At 59.0% G+C, this 17,060-nt stretch carries 9 protein-coding genes and 7 pseudogenes; 10 read left to right on the top strand and 6 right to left on the bottom strand.

What is annotated here, in order from left to right:
* Nucleotides 1-64 precede the first annotated feature (64 nt).
* The 6 genes and pseudogenes from X268_RS41025 to X268_RS41015 all read left to right on the top strand — a co-directional run.
* A pseudogene (locus tag X268_RS41025) lies at nucleotides 65-690 on the top strand (transposase domain-containing protein); the annotation flags it as partial.
* Between the two features lie 283 nt (nucleotides 691-973).
* Nucleotides 974-1,999: an IS110 family RNA-guided transposase gene (locus X268_RS37505; protein ID WP_164934317.1), complete on the top strand. Its 1,026-nt coding sequence runs from the start codon at nucleotides 974-976 to the stop codon at nucleotides 1,997-1,999.
* Nucleotides 2,000-2,280: 281 nt separating this feature from the next.
* Nucleotides 2,281-3,750, top strand: a pseudogene (gene istA, locus X268_RS37500) (IS21 family transposase).
* A pseudogene (locus X268_RS41095) lies at nucleotides 3,711-4,198 on the top strand (ATP-binding protein). Before istA ends, X268_RS41095 begins: the two co-directional pseudogenes overlap by 40 nt.
* Before the next feature lie 106 nt (nucleotides 4,199-4,304).
* A complete protein-coding gene (locus X268_RS41090; protein WP_283818306.1) occupies nucleotides 4,305-4,460 on the top strand; it encodes an ATP-binding protein in 156 nt (51 codons plus the stop codon).
* 221 nt (nucleotides 4,461-4,681) lie between these two features.
* Nucleotides 4,682-4,784 (top strand): annotated as a pseudogene (locus X268_RS41015) (IS66 family transposase); the annotation flags it as partial.
* Nucleotides 4,785-4,916: 132 nt separating this feature from the next.
* On the opposite strand, the pseudogene X268_RS40415 reads toward X268_RS41015, so the two are convergent.
* Nucleotides 4,917-5,027 (bottom strand): annotated as a pseudogene (locus X268_RS40415) (IS110 family RNA-guided transposase); the annotation flags it as partial.
* An 84-nt stretch (nucleotides 5,028-5,111) separates the two neighbouring features.
* On the opposite strand from X268_RS40415, the gene X268_RS37485 reads away from it, so the two are divergent.
* Together X268_RS37485 and X268_RS37480 are read left to right on the top strand one after the other, a co-directional pair.
* Entirely contained in the window at nucleotides 5,112-5,789 is a 678-nt protein-coding gene (locus X268_RS37485; protein ID WP_128929877.1) for a hypothetical protein, read from the top strand.
* Between the two features lie 128 nt (nucleotides 5,790-5,917).
* The gene (locus tag X268_RS37480) at nucleotides 5,918-6,946 is read left to right on the top strand and encodes an IS110 family RNA-guided transposase (RefSeq protein ID WP_128929876.1); all 1,029 of its coding nucleotides are present in this window, start codon (nucleotides 5,918-5,920) and stop codon (nucleotides 6,944-6,946) included.
* Nucleotides 6,947-7,284: 338 nt separating this feature from the next.
* Here X268_RS37480 and X268_RS37475 read toward each other — a convergent pair.
* From X268_RS37475 to X268_RS37465, 3 genes and pseudogenes are all read right to left on the bottom strand, one after another.
* Nucleotides 7,285-7,965, bottom strand: a pseudogene (locus X268_RS37475) (transposase); the annotation flags it as partial.
* Nucleotides 7,966-8,913: 948 nt separating this feature from the next.
* Nucleotides 8,914-9,072 (bottom strand): hypothetical protein, encoded by a 159-nt coding sequence (locus tag X268_RS39790; protein WP_164934297.1) that lies wholly within the window; start codon nucleotides 9,070-9,072, stop codon nucleotides 8,914-8,916.
* 656 nt (nucleotides 9,073-9,728) lie between these two features.
* The gene (locus X268_RS37465) at nucleotides 9,729-11,021 is read right to left on the bottom strand and encodes an MATE family efflux transporter (protein WP_237867200.1); all 1,293 of its coding nucleotides are present in this window, start codon (nucleotides 11,019-11,021) and stop codon (nucleotides 9,729-9,731) included.
* Between the two features lie 1,816 nt (nucleotides 11,022-12,837).
* Here X268_RS37465 and X268_RS37460 point away from each other — a divergent pair.
* Together X268_RS37460 and ccrA are read left to right on the top strand one after the other, a co-directional pair.
* Nucleotides 12,838-14,379, top strand: coding sequence for an acyl-CoA synthetase (locus X268_RS37460; RefSeq protein WP_128929873.1), 1,542 nt, complete (start codon nucleotides 12,838-12,840; stop codon nucleotides 14,377-14,379).
* Nucleotides 14,380-14,896: 517 nt separating this feature from the next.
* Nucleotides 14,897-16,174, top strand: a complete 1,278-nt coding sequence (gene ccrA / locus X268_RS37455) for a crotonyl-CoA carboxylase/reductase (RefSeq protein ID WP_245478021.1) — start codon at nucleotides 14,897-14,899, stop codon at nucleotides 16,172-16,174.
* A gap of 41 nt (nucleotides 16,175-16,215) precedes the next feature.
* Here ccrA and X268_RS37450 read toward each other — a convergent pair whose 3' ends face one another.
* Complete coding sequence (locus tag X268_RS37450; protein ID WP_232995630.1) at nucleotides 16,216-16,770, bottom strand: plasmid pRiA4b ORF-3 family protein; 555 nt, start codon at nucleotides 16,768-16,770, stop codon at nucleotides 16,216-16,218.
* Nucleotides 16,771-16,813: 43 nt separating this feature from the next.
* A pseudogene (locus X268_RS37445) lies at nucleotides 16,814-16,966 on the bottom strand (transposase domain-containing protein); the annotation flags it as partial.
* Nucleotides 16,967-17,060: the final 94 nt, after the last annotated feature.

Here is a 17,060-nt window from a genome sequence, read left to right as displayed (position 1 = left end):
GCAGAATGACTCGGCAGCTATTTTGAGCGTGGCACGCGCGGCGGCGATGTGCTCGAAATAGCGCATGAGCATCGCGGCGCTGCGCGACGAAAATGAACAACTGAAAGCCCTTTTGGCGCAAACGCGGGCGGCCTTGAGCGAGCATCAGGGGGCGCTGGCGGCGTCGGAGGAAGCGCAGCGTCGGCTGGAGGTCATCCTCGGCGAATTGCGGCGCGACAGGTTCGGCGCGAAATCCGAGAAGCTGCGGCCAGATCAGTATCATTTACCGTTGGAAGACGTGGAGATCGCGCAAGGCATCCTGGACGCGGCGCAGGAGAGAGCCGAGGCTGTGATCAAGGGCCGATCGCGGAGCGTACCGGATCAAGGTTCTCATCGCAATCGCGGCTGCTTGCCTGCCCATTTGCCGCGCGTGGAACGGATCATCGAGCCTGCGAGCACGCTCTGCCCGTGCGGTTGCGGACCATGACGAAGATCGGCGAGGACGTCAGCAAGCGCCTTGACGTGATCCCGGCGCAATGGCGCGTGCTGGTCACACGCCGCCCGAAATACATCTGCCGCCGCTACTCCGGCACTGTCGTGCAGGCGCATGCGCCGGAGCACGTCGTACTCAGCGGGCCGCCGACCGAAGCGGCCATTGCGCACGTGATCGTCTTGTCGCGCGGCGATCAGGATGGAAGGCAGCGTCAATCAAGGTGAGAGAGTTTCGCTGGGCTCGTGACGTAGGGAGGGCGTAGCCCGACCGGAGTTACGAGCCCAGCGTCGGCGCGATCCCGAGGAGGACCGCGCCGACTGGTGATCGCGGCCGGTCGGGATTATGCAAGTGGTTCTTCCGCCAAGAGGAATCACTCGCGTGCCCGGCCGACACATCACAGATCACCAGATGAGATGGGATGGTTGCCGCCCTCCCCAGACGGCATCGTAATGTGCCAAGAACGCAGTGTTTGAACCCCGAAGCGAAGAGGACGGCAAATTGATGGATACGGTGATCGGAGTGGATCTAGCCAAGAATGTGTTTCAGCTCCACGGGGCGTCAATGGCGGGACACTTGAAATTTCGAAAGAAACTGTCGCGGCTTCAGTTTCGGAAGTTCATGGCGGGCCACCCATCGGCAGTGGTGGTGATGGAAGCCTGTGGCAGCGCCCACTATTGGGCACGGGAGATGGTCAAGCTCGGCCATGAAGTGAAACTGATCGCTCCGCAATATGTGAAGCCTTTTGTGAAACGCCAAAAGAACGACGCGGCTGATGCCGAAGCAATCGTGATCGCGGCACAGCGCCCCGAGATGCGCTTCGTCGAGCCGAAATCGGAAGAACAGCAGGCCAGGGCAGTGCTCTTTCGGGCTCGGAAGCGCCTTGTTCATCAGCGCACCGATCTGGTGAATGCGCTGCGTTCTGTTCTCTACGAATTCGGCCATATCATCCCGCAAGGAATCGAACAACTTAAACGCATTGACGCAATCCTCGAAGATCCGAACAGCGATCTACCAGAACTGGTCCGCGAGGAATGTCGGAGTCTCATTGATCAGATCGCCTACAAGACGGAGCGGATCGATGCCAAGGCAGAGCAGCTCAAGAAGTTGGCGACGCGGACGGTCACGGCGCAGCGGCTGCAGACAATGCCGGGGGTCGGCCCGCTGACCGCACTCGCGATCGAGGCTTTCGCGCCCGACATGGCGGCCTTTCGACGTGGCCGAGACTTCGCGGCTTGGCTCGGCTTGGTCCCACGGCAACATTCCTCAGGGGGAAAGGAAAGGCTCGGACGCGTTTCGAAGGAAGGACAGGCGGACATTCGCCAGTTGCTCATCGTTGGGGCGATGTCGCGGCTGAACTGGCTCGGGCGCAAGTCGATCCCTAGCGGATCCTGGCTGGCGCAGATGCTGGCGAGGAAGCCGCGCATGCTTGTGGCGATCGCCTTGGCGAACAAGATGGCTCGGACGATTTGGGCCATGCTCACCCGGAAGGAGGATTATCGGAACCCAGCGCAGGCAGTGACGGCATGACTGCATGCAGCACGAAATAGCCTGACGTTGGCGAAGGGGGTGTGAGAAGGCGACGACCCGAATGGGCGCAACGATCGAACAGATCTGGATCAGGAAACCAGCTAGAGCCAAAGAGCCGACGTGCTCGGAGATGAGAATTGGACCTGGTCCGCGGATCACCATACCGGCCAGCGGCTTCTGAAAATGCCGTAAAGGAAGGCCTGACAGAAGACCGCACTCGATCACACGCCAAAGGGTCAGAAACTTCTTGCATTGCGGGCGGCAACCACAGAAGGCTCTACATGAAGTACCGTCAGACCGATAGCCCGCCAGTGGCGGCGGCCAAGGCGTCATTCAGTGCGTCGACCGCCTATCGGATCGAGAGAGATCCCCGATTTCCATCGCAAAGGAAGGCGCCCCGCGGCCGGCGACGACCGGACCCGTTGAGCGAGGTGTTCGAGACCGAGATCGTCCCGATCCTGAAGGCGGCACCTGGCTTACGCCCGGTGGCGGTGTTCGAGGAGATGCTACGGCGTCATCCGGATCTCGGCATCGGTATCCGTCGTACCCTGGAACGTCGGATCCGTGCATGGCGGGCGGTCCACGGCGAGGAGCAGGAGGTGATCTTCCGCCAAACCCACGAGCCTGGCCAACTCGGCCTCTCCGACTTCACAGACATGGACGAGTTGGGTGTGACGATCGCGGGTGCTCCGTTGGATCATCGTCTCTATCACTTCCGTTTGGCCTATTGCGGGTTCGAGCACGCCCACGTCGTGCTTGGCGGCGAGAGCTTCGTCGCCCTGGCGGAAGGCCTGCAGAATGCCCTCTGGTCGCTCGGTGGGGCGCCGCGGGAGCATCGGACCGACAGTCTGTCGGCCGCATTCTGCAATCTCAATCGTGATGCACGGGACGATCTGACGCAGCGATACGAGGCCCTTTGTGCCCATTACGGCATGCGGCCTTCCCGCAACAATCGAGGCGTCGCCACGAGAATGGCTCGATCGAAGGGCCCACGGTCATCTCAAGCGAGCAATCGCGGACGCCTTGCTGCTGCGCGGAACTGTCGACTTCGACGATCTTGCCACCTATCGCGGCTTCATCGACGAGATCGTCAGCCGCCGCAATGCCCGCAACGCCAAGCGGATCGATAGCGAGCGCGTGGTGTTGCAGGAGCTGCCCGATCGGCGCACCTCCGACTACGAAGAGGTGATCGTCCGCGTGACCTCGTCCGGCGGCTTCACCCTGCGCAAGGTGTTCTACACGGTGCCATCGCGCCTGATCGGTCACCGGCTGCGGGTGCGCCTTTACGACGATCGTCTCGACGTGTTCGTCGGGGCACCCATCTCGTCACCTTGCCGCGTGGGCGGCCGCATCCCAATGGCAAGTACGACCAGGTCGTCGATTATCGGCACGTGATCCATTCCCTGCGGCGCAAGCCGATGGCACTTCTCAATCTGGTCTACCGAGATCGGCTGTTCCCGCGCGATGCCTATCGGAAGACCTTCGATCGCTTGCGCGAACGCTTGCCGGACAAAAAAGCCTGCCGGATCATGGTCGATCTCCTCGCGCTCGCTCATGAACGCGGCTGCGAGACCGAACTCGCCGATCAGCTCACCGCCGACCTCGAGGCCGGCCAACTGCCCGACCTCAACCGGCTACGTGCTTACTTCGCCCCCGATCCCGCCAACCTGCCGAACGTCGTGGTGCAGCTCGTGCCGCTTGCGACCTACGAATGCCTCATCGGTACCGCCGAGACCGGAGGTGCCGCATGAGCGTAACGAACACGGTTGATGCCGCGCGCCTCAATCTGTTGCTCAATGAGCTCCGTCTGCCTGCCATCAAGGTGCTGTGGGCGCAATTTGCCGAACAGTCCGACAAGGAAGGCTGGCCGGCCGGCCGCTTCCTCGCGACCATCGCCGAGCACGAGATTGCCGAACGCGGCCGCCGTCGGACCGAACGACACCTTGTCGAAGCACGTTTGCCCACCGGAAAGACCTTCGACAGCTTCGACTTCGAAGCCGTGCCGATGATCTCAAAGGCGCAGTGATGGCGCTCGCCGCCGGTGACAGCTGGCTGGGCAAGGGCGCCAATTTGCTGTTGTTCGGCCCGCCCGGCGGCGGAAAGAGCCACTTGGCGGCAGCGATCGGCCTGGCCCTCATCGAGAACGGATGGCGCGTCCTCTTCACCCGACCACCGATCTCGTGCAGAAGCTCCAGCTAGCGCGACGCGAGCTTAACCTCGAGGCGGCCATCAATCGTCTCGATCGCTTCGATCTCCTGATCTTGATGATCTCGCTTACGTCACCAAGGATCAGGCCGAGACCAGCGTGCTGTTCGAGCTCATCAGTGCACGCTACGAGCGCCGCTCGATGCTGATCACCGCCAATCAGCCATTCGGCGAATGGAACAGGGTCTTCCCGGACCCCGCCATGACCCTGGCGCTATCGATCGCCTCGTTCACCACGCAACCATCGTCGAGATGAACGTCGAGAGCTATCGCAGACGGACCGCCCTCGAACGAAAACGCGGTCCAGGACGGCCGCCATCGCACGCGACACCAAAACCGTCGCTGATTGACGCTGCGCGACAATCAGAGTTCAACAAAACTCTTGCGCGCGACAATCATCGCGGCAATCATCATCAGGCCGCGACACGCCTCGCCATCCTGATTGCCGCGCACTTCCTACCCAGATTGCCGCGCTACATCGTCTCCAAGTTTGGCGACCATACGCCGTTCTACCGCCAGTCCGAGATCTATGCGCGCCAGGGCCTGCGGCTTGATCGGGCGACACTGGGCAACTGCGTCGTCAGGGGGATCTTTTCGAGAGCCCTCCAACATACAGCAGCATTCCGATCGAAGCCCACCAGCAGATGCTGGAGCCGTCGCCACGACCACCGTCCCAGCGGACATCGCCAGTCCGGCAGGCCGGACCAGGAACTTAAAAAATAGGGTTAGGCCTCCTTCGCCTGGCCCAGTCGAACGATGTGCCGTCGACCCAGATACAGTGCAGGATTACGGCGATCTTCCGGGCAACGGCTACCTTTGCCTTCTATCCTGATTGCCGTCGTCGATCGCTTACACAAAACTTCGGACATTCCCCAAGCTGAAGGACAAGCGACGCGAGGGCGCCAAAGTGATCAAGCGCTATCATGTTCCAGCCACGCCCTATGAACGCGCACTGGCGCATCCGAGGTTGAGCAAGGTCGTCAAACGGCGTCTTCGAGAGCTTTATCGCACGCTCGATCCTGTGGCCCTGCTGGCCGAGATGAGAGACGCCCAGGCGGAGCTCGGCACGCGCGTCGACGCCCGAGCGGGCAAGCTCGTGGCAGCAGCCAGCCCACCGGTACCGACAACGAACGCAGCAGCGTTCGCGAAGAGGCTCGGCAATGATGTGCATTTGGGGGAGCAGCGCATCATCCATCGGCGTCTGCAAAAGCCATACAAAAAGCGCATGAGAATGCCATCAATGCTCGATCCGCACCTCGCCGACATCGAGCGCTGGCTGGCGGCCGAGCCCCGTCTAACCGCGCTGGCAATTCTCGGTCGCCTCGCTGAACAACGCCCCGAACAATTCGGTCCGCCGCAGCACACCATCGTGCAGCGATTGTTGCGATCGCTCAGACGCAAAGCAGCCGAGACGATCATCCCGCGCACGGCTGAGGGTGCGGCACTGGCCGGTGATCCCGGGACTGGGGCCGCCGCTGCGTGTGATGGGCATTCCGCGACGTCCCCCAGTCCCTCCGATCCTGCGAGCAATGACGCAACCTCGGACCGGCTGACAGTGGGGTCTACATCCGTCAAGCGAAAGTAACATCCTCAGGTGAGGCAATACGGGGGGTCAATATTGCAAACGATGACGTAATTGCGGTCAGCGCTCGTGGGCACGAAAAGCTCCATTAGAATCGAGCTCTCGCAATCAACCGATTCGGAGAACCTGTCATGAAGCAATATGTCGGACTCGATGTATCGCAAAAAGAAACTTCGATGTGCGTGGTCAATGAAGAGGGCGAGGTCTTGTTCGAGGGGAAGGCCAAGTCCGACCCGGGGGCGCTCACGGCACTGCTTCGCAAGCGGGCGCCACAGGCGGAGCGCATCGGCTTTGAGACCGGCGCGATGGCGAGTTGGCTGTGGCATGAACTTCGCAGGGTCGATCTTCCGGTGGTTTGCATCGACGCTCGGCATGCCCACGCGGCCTTGTCGGTACGCATGAACAAGAGCGATCAGAATGATGCTCGAGGTCTGGCCGAACTGGTGCGAGTTGGCTGGTATCGAGAAGTCAAAGTCAAGAGCGAGGAAAGTCAGAAGATTCGCGCGATACTCGTCGCGAGATCCCGGCTCGTGGCCATTCGTCGAGATATCGAAAACCAGGTCCGCAGCCTGATCAAAGAATCCGGGCTGCTGTTTCCACGCGCGATAGGCCTGCAGTTCCGCAATCTGGTCCGTGACCTGTTGGCTGACGGTCATCAGCTCCTCGGTGTGATCGCGCCGCTTCTGTCGATCCATGAGCAGATCTGCAAGCAGCAAAGCAAGTTCGACGATGAAGTCCGACAGCTTGCGAGGTCGGATGAGACGACGCGTCGCTTAATGACGGTTCCTGGTGTTGGTGTGGTGACTGCCTTGACGTTCCGGCATACGATCGATGACCCATCGCGATTCCGATCAGCATCGAGCGTCGGCGCCTATCTGGGTCTTACACCGCGGCGCAGTCAGTCTGGCGAAACGGATATCAATGGCAAGATATCCCGATGGGGCGACCGTCTTCTCCGAACTTACCTGTTCGAAGCGGCGACAGTTCTGCTTTATCGGACGAAGAAATGGTCTTCTCTCAAGGCTTGGGGAATGAAGCTTGCCAAGCGGATTGGCATGAGAAAGGCAAAGGTTGCTATCGCGCGGAAGATCGCCCTAGTTCTTCACTGTATCTGGGTAGACGGCACATCGTTCGACTGGGGCCAGGCGAAGGAAGCCTGATCCGATTTGTGAAGTTCCTGGTCCGGTCCGCCGGACTGGCGATGTCCAGCTGGGACGGTGTTGTGGCGACCTCGTTCATTCGGCTGGTGGCGGCTTGACCGTACTCCGCTGCAGACGTTGAGGCACCCGACCCGGACATCATCATGAGGCGCTGCGCGACCTCGGAAAGGACCATGACCCCAGCGACGACGTCAACCGGTCCGAGCGATCCCAAGCCTGGCCGGCAAACCATGTATCACCCGCGCCCGTGCCGTCTCCGCAACCCTGACCAGCTGCGACGGCACGAGCGCTACCACCTTGCCGTTGGAGAGTTCAAAAATGTGAGCTTGACAATGACACATTACCCGGCCGAAATAGGTACGCATCGTCTCAGCGCCCGCCTGGCACGCTTGAACCGCTTGGCATGGGCGTAGCGCTAATGTTTTATCTGGGCGAACTTGCCCACCCTCGCATAGGACTGGAGTAAACGCACCCGGGTGAGCTGCGCCAGCCGCACCAGCTTCTCGCGCGCTCGGTTCAGAAGCTTGGCATCAGTCCGAAACATCACATTCTTGGGCTGCACCGTCGTGTCGACCATCACCCGGGAGAACTCCGACGGTTCGATCGCCTTGGTCCTGACGGCAACCGACAGGCTCTCTTAGCAGGGCCTGAAGCCGCTCCTCGCCCATACGGTTGCGCTAGCGCCTCAACGACGAGTGATCGAACACCAGTAGCCGGTGCTGGAAGAACTCCTCGCCGCAGAAGAACTGGTAATAGGGGTTCTCCACCCAGCGCTCGCACAGGACCTCGTCGGACAGGTCATAGGTGTGCTTAAGGATCCCGAGCCCTGCGATCAAGCGCGTCGGCAGCGGCGACTGGCTAGGACCGTCCGTGTAGACCATTCCGAACGCCTGCTCCAGGAAGCCCCAATCCACCGTGCGCGCCAGCGTCGCCAGCGAATGCTTTCTATCGATGATCTGATCGAGCAGGGAGCGAAACAGATCCTGCTCGCCGGTCTCGCGCCGCTCCCGTGGCCGCATCAAAACCTCCGCTCATGCACTCCGACGAGCAGAGGATCACGATTGAATTCGACGGAATACCTCATTCGATCTTGCAAGGAAATCGGCCTCGCCATCGCGATTGCCGGCAAAATCAATCGCCGGCATTCCTCGAACTAGCCCGTAACTTCAGGCTGTTCGCGTTACTTCACGGGGGACTAGCTTACGAGTGGCGAGCCGTTGGGTTTACGGTATGGCACAGTCGGGCAGCGTGACCTGGATTTTAGCCACGTGCTAGCCGCCTACTCTACTCGGCTGACCGTACGGAAAGAGTAATTCTGCGCGGGAGTCCAAGCGCGATGGGAAAAACGGCGTCTGTCAGGCGTCTAAGCGCGCGGCATTCTTCAGACAAGCGTCCTTCCAAATAGCTGCGATCGTGCTCTGGCAGCTCGCGTTCCAGGAGCTGGCTGTAGCGGTGAATGCGGTTACGATGACTACGCATGGCAGCCAATTCATCATTGATGGGCATCGGCTCTCTTGGCGAATCCGGCAATATCTGCTGGGATCTCCTGCGAAATCCTTGCCAAAGGCTGGCCTGAAGCAGCGTGGACCCACAGTTGTCTTGCATGTGCCGACTTGCTAAGGGCAAACCGATCTCGTAGCTCGCCCAAACAGACCTCGGAACTGCCCAACTTATTAGAATACCTGCCGCCGAGGAGCGTGGTGCGATACGGTCGCTATAGTGTTGCGTTTGCGACAGGACCCGAGCCTTTGAAGACAGGGGCGGCTCGGGCAGGCTAGAATCCATATCGGATGCGACTTGTCGGCGTTTTGCGCTAACTATCGCCGGAAAGAAGGCCGCCAAAGCGCGAATATTGCTTCCGATGGTGATGGAAGCGGACGTGCTCCCCAACAAGGTTGTTCGGTGCCGCATTGGATAATCACGAAGCGTGGGACTGCTTGCGCCGTACACCACGACCACCGTTGAAGTCAGGCAAGCCGGATGCAGTGGCTCGCAACGGGGCCGACCGGCTGCGCCAGAAGGCGATACTGCCATTCGATGTTGTTGCCTTCAGTGCACTTGTCGTTGTCATGATAGACATTCGTTGAATAGGGTTTGATCGAATGGAATGGAGGGACTTTAGCCATGATCGCTCTTTCCTTGTAGGAAGGGGACTATTGTTGCGCGTGCGCCAACGGCGCGAAAATAGCGCCCTGCCGCTGCGCTGAGTAAATCAACAACCGAGGAGGCCGGGATATTTGCCCGTTGTCATTTAAAAGCGGAATACGCGCTCTTATATGAGCGACGGTTCTGAACGAAGGCCCCGTTCGCTCGCTGCCACACGAGCTATGGAATATGGCCGCAGTACAGATCACATCTACATCGAGCGTCACTCACACCCTCGATTTACTGATCCCATACGAACTTCGCACCCTCCGGGACTTCGCACAGGAATTCGTCCTGGTGTTCCGGCTGCGTCATCCCGGCCGCTAGTTTCGACGCCCGCACCGTGAGCTTACCATCGGGGCTCAGATTGTGACGGATGTATTCAGTCACTGGGAGCCCCGATGGTAAGCTCATGGTGAGGACGGTGTGCAACCCCGTTTTTGTATGACTGTTTTCGTGGCCGGCGGCCTCCTCCGATTCGTAAGGCGGCCTTCGTAATGAGAGTATCTCCCGTCGAAACGCTAAAAATGCTGCTGCAGTCAGCGTTTCATTGCTTAAAGGCCGAACATGAAGTTCACCCCGGAGGCACGCGCGAGCACGGAATCTTCTCCTTGGGTTTAAGAGGCATAGGAGCGGCCTATACAGTAAAGCGACTTGCCAGCAACAGAAAACGGGTGACGAGGAAACCTGCATAGGTAATTGCGCCGGCGGATAACCCGATCCAGACTCCAATTGCACCAAAGACCCAGCTCAAGGCGAAACTGACCGGGAAGCCGATTAGCCAGTACGCAAAGATTGCGAACAGAAGCGGTTTTGCCGTGTCTTTCAGCCCACGGAGCCCGCCACCCGCAATGACCTGCGCTGCATCAGCTACGAAAAAGCTTGAGGCAACCATAAGGAGGGATGACGTCAGTCCGATTGCCGTGTCCGTGTCGTTCAGTGACTTGTTTAAGAAAAACGCGGCGATCCGAAAACGCGTCGCAATGACCCCAACCGTCACAAGCGCAGAGGCCAAAACACCGAGCAGGATCGCAGCCAGGCCTGCGCGCTTGATACCGGAGGCGTCATTGTGCCCGACCGCATGACTGACCCGCACTGCGGCCGCCATGCTGATGCCGAAGGGCACCGTGTAGGCGATTGTGGCGATCTGCATCGTAATCTGATGAGCGGCAAGCGCGCTCGGGCTGATCCTACCTACAAGGAGTGCGGCGGCGGCGAACACGCCGTATTGCATGATGACTGCTACCGAGATCGGCGCTCCGATCAAAATGATCGCTCGTAGGAGCGGCCAGTCGAAGTGCCACAGGTGCGCAAGCACCTGGTAGTCGCGGAACGGGCGGCAAGCTATTGCGGGCCATAGAGCTGCTACGAACATGCCCCAATTTACGAGGGCGGTCGCAATGCCGACGCCAAGAAGATCTAGTGGTGGCAGCCCGAGCTTTCCGAAGCCCAGAAGATAAACAATGGCCGCGTTGACCGGGATAGCGGCCAGGGTAATTCGGAAGATCGGTTGCGGCCGTCCCACTGCGCCCATGAAATGTCGAATGGCCTGAAACCACAGCGCTGGCGTCACGCCCCACGCGAGTCCAAGCAGGTACTGCTGAGATAGCCGTGCTGCGCAATGTTCCTGACCGAGGGCGAGCAGAACTTGTTCGCCTGCCGTACAAACAGCCATAATAGGCAACGAGAAAAGCAGGGCCAGCCAAAGCCCCATGCGCAGTGCACGCGGCACATCGGCCGCACCCTTGCCGGCAAGAGATTGTGCCGTCAAAGGTGCGATCGGCGTCAGTAACCCGGCGCCGAACGTGAAGCTTATGACATACAGGGTGGTGGCCAATGCTGCGGCCGCGAGCTCCCGGGGCCCAAGACGACCAACAAAGGCAAGATCCGTCGCCATCATTGCGACCTGAGCAAGCTGCGCCAGTGCCATTGGCCAAGCCAACACCGCGGTCGCACGGAGCTCGACAGCGAATCTACTCAAAACCGTTCGTGTCCTTGGATTGCGACGCAAGGCAGAAAGCTGCTTCATTTGGTGTATTTCGTGCTCGGTGAAGACGCCTGCCCGCCTCGAGCCCACGGTCCCGCGATGTTGGGCGTCGAGTGCAAAAGGTGTTGATTCTGTAAAGAAGGTAGAACCAGGTGCGTCGCAGCCCTCAGGATACGGTGCCCCGGTTCGATGCTAGTGCCGTCATTGGTAGGCCCAAGCGAGCCTGTGTCCGTTGACAACGAAAACGCGATCAACGTGCTAAGGTGCATGTTGGTTTGGAAGAAGACATGATGAACGTACGGAAGCCGCCATAGTGAGCGCCGCGCGCTGGTGCGTCTCTCTCTCCAAGAAAGTATCGCTAACGCTGTCCAGCTAGTCTTGAGGTTAAGTGCGCAGTGTAGGATGCGCCGAAGTGCCGTAAGGTAGTGCTCTGTCATTGGGGCGTTTTCTACCGTCCCGGCAGATGAGCAAGTCCTTTCAAAACCTGTGCCACAATGAAAGTCTGAGTGAATTTGCCGAAGGGAAGGCGCCATGAGGCGGACAGCTGTCGCATCTGCGACAGTCCCCGTTGGGAAGAGCGGGGCTGCTGGGTCACTCAGGGCTGGCACTTGCGGTCAATCCAACCAGCCGCGCAGAGTGTCACGGTCAACTCTTTGTGGTCCAAACAACCTAACGATTAAAGCCTCAAGTCAGCTTCGGGCCATGACCTCCTGCGGTTCAAAGCCTGAGGCGGCTGTAATAATAACTTGAAACCAGTTACTGAGTAGTATCTAGGTGTTTCTTTCGGGTTATTCGCAGTGCCAGTTCGGCGTTTGCCTCGCAATGTTAAACGTGAATAGCGATTTGGCGCCATGCAGCTTGTAGTCATGGCTCCTTGCGGCTGGGGGGCCAGGACGCATCGGCAACATCGGCGCGCTGCGGCCCAAAGCATGACTTGAGGCTACTACTGTGTGTCCGCACACGAAACGATCCTTGGGGAGCCCTAAAATCCGACGGCATCGCGAATGTCGATCAAGACGTACGGATCGGTCGAGCCTGAATCTCTCTGATCCGAGGCGCGGGGAGCCGGAAGGCCGGCGAATGCGGTGCATGTCGATACCGGCCGCCGCTGGCCTTTACCGTGCCGCGAAAACTCCGATGGTTGGTCGTCTTGGGGCAGTTTCCCTCGCGCGATCACCGGCTTCGATGCGGGAATCGGGCGCCGCCACTTCTCCCATTTCGGACTTCAGGTCCATGTGGTCGTCTCCTTCTGGTTCTGCCCTCTGCAAGAAAGCCAACACGACCCGGGTTCGCAGCTAGCCTGCACTGTATTTCGACCCTCGTCAGCGACTTCAGGTCGATCTCCATCATCATCATGATCGCGATATTGGGACAACCAAGTCTGTGGACCGACATCAGATAAGTCGTCGCCGGTCAGTAAGCCGATTCCAACACATCGAATGGGATTGAGTTTAGTTCTCCGATTGCGAGCTTGTGTTGCAGGAAAAGGGGGCCGACGCGCCTTGCCATAATGTCGACGCGGGCTCCAGAGTGGTGAAGCCGGATGAAAAGGTACCCGCGTGCGGCGGACAAACACGAGTGTCAGAAAAAGCATAGTAGTTGTCAGAGCAGCTGAGGTGTCTCTTGCGTTTCTACACTGTCCCAATTTGTATGAAATCGGCACGCGCTTTGCTCTGAGGCAAGGCAGGGCACGTGTCTCGGGCATGTCCAGCCAACGGCCGGATCGTCGACGTCGCCCTTCTCCACTAAAGGAAGAGCGATGTATCAGCCGTCTAAACGATTTCGGGGTATTATCTCAGGTAAGAGGCGCCGCCGTCATTCTGAGGTTTCAGATCGCGCAATTCGCGTTGCTGGGGGGCTCAAGCGCTTCGGCATTGGGAAAGGGGACAGTGTATGCATCTTAATGCGGAATGATATCGCATTCGTCGAAGTTACCGATGGGATCATGAGAGCCGAAGCCCTTGCAGTACCTGTAAACTGGCATTTCAAGCGACAGGAGATCGGGTACATTCTGGCCGACTGTGGAGCACGTTTGCTAATAGGCCACGCGGACCTCTTGCATTTGTTGGATGCCGATCTCGCTAGCAGATTGCCAATTCTAAGCGTTCCGACGCCGCCCGAAGTAGCAGAGGCGTACAAGATTGAAGGGACGCGCCTCAAAGTGCCGCACTTCGCGCGGGATTTTGAAGAGTGGATAGCGGATCAGCCGCTCTTTGCAGGAGCGCCCGCGCGGCAGCCGATGACGATGATCTACACCTCAGGAACGACTGGTTGTCCTAAAGGCGTGCGTCGTAGCCCACCAACCAGCGAGCAGGCGATCGGATTGGAGGAAATGCGAGCCATAGTCTATGGATCTGGCACTCGCGCGCTACTCCCAGGCCCGCTTTATCATTCAGCGCCGAATTTATTTGGAATGTGGTTCAGCCGCCGCGGTGGTGCGCTTGTGCTGATGCCGCGGTTCGAGCCTGAAGAGTTGTTGCGGCTGATAGAGGCGGAGAGGATCGACACCATCTTGATGGTGCCGACTATGTTTATTCGCCTTCTGCAGCTGCCCGACAGTATTCGACGAAGCTATGATCTCGCGTCCTTGCGACACGTAGTCCACGGGGCTGCGCCCTGCCCCCCGATCGTGAAGAATGCCATGATAAATTGGTGGGGCCCCATTATATGCGAGTTCTACGGCTCGACGGAGGCCGGTGCGGTAACATTTGCGAGTTCGCGAGAATCACTTGCAAAGCCGGGAACGGTCGGCAAGCCGCTAGAGCACGTTCAGCTGCGTGTGATTGGTGCAGACGGAAGAGAATTGTCGGCCGGACAAATAGGAGAAATCTGTTCACGCAACGTATGGTACCCACGGTTCAAGTACCACAATCGACCTGGGAGCTCTGCCGAGGCCGATGACGACGGTTTCACTGCTTCCGGTGACCTCGGTTATATCGACGCTGATGGATATGTATTTCTTTGTGACCGAAAACGGGAGGTTGTAATCTCAGGCGGTGTCAACATTTATCCCGCGGAGATCGAAGCGGCTCTCCATATGATACCGGGCGTTCAAGACTGTGCTGTGTTTGGCGTTCCGGACGCGGACTTTGGCGAGGCACTGATGGCGGTGATCGAACCGCGCCGACGGGAGGTGCTTAGAGTCCATGACATCCGCGAGAAGTTGAAGACGGTGTTGGCGGACTACAAGATTCCGAAAATAATCGAGATCCGGACCAGCCTTCCGCGTGAAGAGTCTGGCAAGTTATTCAAGAGGCTGCTGAAAGATCCTTATTGGGAGAAGTCAGGACGCAGGATTTGAGAGGACTCGAGACGGAACAAAACCCCGCATCTGAAAAGGCACTGTTCTGCCCGTGGGCCCTCGGCTTGAGGGTCGCTAGCTACAATTGGTTGCCGTCATGGATCTCCTCTGTCGCAAGGTCGTCAGTTCGGGATGCGCGATGACAGAAGGGTTGATTGGTCCTCTCTACGCTGACTGTGGCCGCGACGAAGCGGCTGGATGGGTCTACCGTTCGATGAGGTGTCCACTCCGACTTACCGACGTCGTAGTGCTAGGATGGTGGCAGATAGACTTAGAAGTCGAAGTCTCCAATGGAAGCGTTTCGTGCAGCCTCGACAGGCGCGGTCGACGATCCTGGTGCAAGGTGAAGCTGTCCCGTTTGCATCGTGTCCACGTTAAGCGTTTGCCTCCGTCTACTCCTCTCACTGTGGCGGCACGTTAATTGCTGCTTGCTTGGAGAGGCTGCGCAGGCCGACGACTGTACTAAGGCGGAGAGCACTCTGCCCGCGCACCACATCACAGCGCAGAGGAGTTGAAGTTGGACCCCAATACATCACGACAGGCCTCCCGCCAGAAGGATTTGTACAAGGTCGGCGAAGTGCCGCCCCTCGGACACGTTCCCGAACGTATGTACGCGTGGACCATACGGCGCGAGCGCCACGGGCCGCCAGAGAGTTCGATGCTGGTAGAAGTGGTGCCGACTTGGCCGATCGGCGAGGATGAAGTATTGGTCATGGTCGCTGCTGCAGGCATCAACTATAACGGAGTGTGGGCGGCGTTAGGGGCGCCGATGTCCCCCTTTGATGTGCACCTATGCTCCTATCATGTGGCCGGATCGGATGCGGCTGGAGTGGTTTGGGCGGTAGGAGCAAGGGTGCGCCGGTGGAGGGTTGGGGACGAGGTGGTCATCCACTGCAATCAGGACGACGGGGATGATGAGGATTGCAATGGTGGCGAACCGCTCCTCTCACCTTCCCAGAGGATCTGGGGATACGAGACGCCTGATGGTTCTTACGCCCAGTTCTGCCGCGTGCAGCCACGGCAATTGATGCCGAAGCCAGCTCACCTCAGCTGGGAGCAGGCCTGTTGCTACACGCTAACGCTTGCAACGGCTTACCGGATGTTGTTCGGACCCCCGCCGCACATTCTAAAGGCTGGCGACTACGTGCTGATTTGGGGTGCTACGGGCGGGCTCGGGGTATCTGCAGTGCAGCTTGCAACAGCATGCGGCGCCAATGCAATCGGAGTCGTTTCCGATCGGACTAAGGCCGATTATGTAAGATCGCTTGGTGCAAAGGGTGTTATAGTCCGCACTGAATTCAATTGCTGGGGCCCTATGCCGGCAGTAAATTCACCTCAATACGGGCCTTGGCTCAAGGAGGTGCGGCGGTTTGGAAGGGCAATTTGGGATGTTACTGGAAAGCGCGATATCGATATTGTGTTCGAGCATCCAGGTGAGCAAACATTCCCCGTCTCGACGATCGTCGTAAAGCGCGGTGGCATGGTAGTCGTTTGCGGCAGCACAACAGGTTTCAATCTTACCTTCGATGCCCGTTATATCTGGATGCGCCAGAAGCGAATTCAAGGTTCTCATTTCGCGAATCTCAAACAGGCAAATGCTGCGAACCGTTTTGTGCTCGATCGCCGAATCGACCCGAGTATGAGCGAGGTCCTGCCGTGGGAGGAAGTTGCGCGAGCGCATACGAAGATGTGGAAGAATCAGCACAGGCCCGGAAACATGGCTGTTCTGATCAATGCGCCGCGAATCGGACTACGAAATTTGGAGGACATTTTATCCGCGGCTGCGTTGCCTTAACCGTAAGCGCAGTTCTGCGGCTTTTGACTGGCCCTTGACGCCTATTTTGTTCGCGTCGCGCGTCGCCGCGGTTTCCATGTGTCGGACAGCGCGTTGACGGCGGCTTCGAGCGCCTTCCGGTCGACGATGTTGGGATCGAACCGCGCCGGACCCCAGAGGCGCATATGTTCGTGGTCCGGATGGGCAGGGTCTCTGATGGCTTCAAGGTATTCGGCATAACCCGGCGCACCGCCGACGTCTTCCGGAGGACAACGACCGGCGGCTTCGAGCAAGAAGGGAAGTCCCTCCGTCGTGGTGTTCTCGAACCATTTTTCGAGCTTGATCACATGGTCCCAGCTGTCGCCGAAGTCATAGAGATAATGGATCGTCTTGGCGCCAGTCTCGCGAACGACATCGCAAGGCCGCGCTTTGCTGGCATCCATGGGCTGGTGGGCGTAATCGTTGTGAGGATCTGGAATCCCCCAACGGACCTCACCAGCGAAGAACTCGAAGAGGTGGCTGTTCGTCCAGCCAAATGCCGCCTGAAGCGACAGATGCAGCCGATCCAAGCGCAGGGTGACGGGTACGACGAGGCGACGCATCACCTCCGGTTTCACGTCCTTGAGGTCACCTTGATCCGGACCGCGGTCGTGTTCAGGCTCATGCCGCCAGCCTCGGATCGTATGGAAGCATCGTGTAGATCGATGCCCAAGGGAGCAGTTCGTCCAGTCGCGCCGCAGGCCAACCATTGACGAGATTGGCGAGAACATCAGCGAGCCAGTGCTCGGCACTGACGCCATTGAGCTTACAGGTTTATGCCGCCCGCCGAACTATGCCGAACGGAGTTGGTATGGCACGCCGTTGTCACGCTGGCACCGCCGATCGCGTGCAGGGCAGCCCCATTCCA

Origin of the sequence: Bradyrhizobium guangxiense, assembly GCF_004114915.1 — a bacterium.
Lineage (GTDB): Bacteria > Pseudomonadota > Alphaproteobacteria > Rhizobiales > Xanthobacteraceae > Bradyrhizobium > Bradyrhizobium guangxiense.
This window is presented reverse-complemented; position numbering and strand designations above follow the sequence as displayed.

Bases quoted from the DNA above. Each gene is read 5' to 3' on its own strand.
- X268_RS37505 (WP_164934317.1), top strand. From the start codon at position 974: ATGGATACGGTGATCGGAGTGGATCTAGCCAAGAATGTGTTTCAGCTC.
- X268_RS37480 (WP_128929876.1), top strand. From the start codon at position 5,918: ATGAAGCAATATGTCGGACTCGATGTATCGCAAAAAGAAACTTCGATG.
- X268_RS39790 (WP_164934297.1), bottom strand. From the start codon at position 9,072: ATGGCTAAAGTCCCTCCATTCCATTCGATCAAACCCTATTCAACGAAT.
- X268_RS37465 (WP_237867200.1), bottom strand. From the start codon at position 11,021: ATGGCACTGGCGCAGCTTGCTCAGGTCGCAATGATGGCGACGGATCTT.
- X268_RS37460 (WP_128929873.1), top strand. From the start codon at position 12,838: ATGTATCAGCCGTCTAAACGATTTCGGGGTATTATCTCAGGTAAGAGG.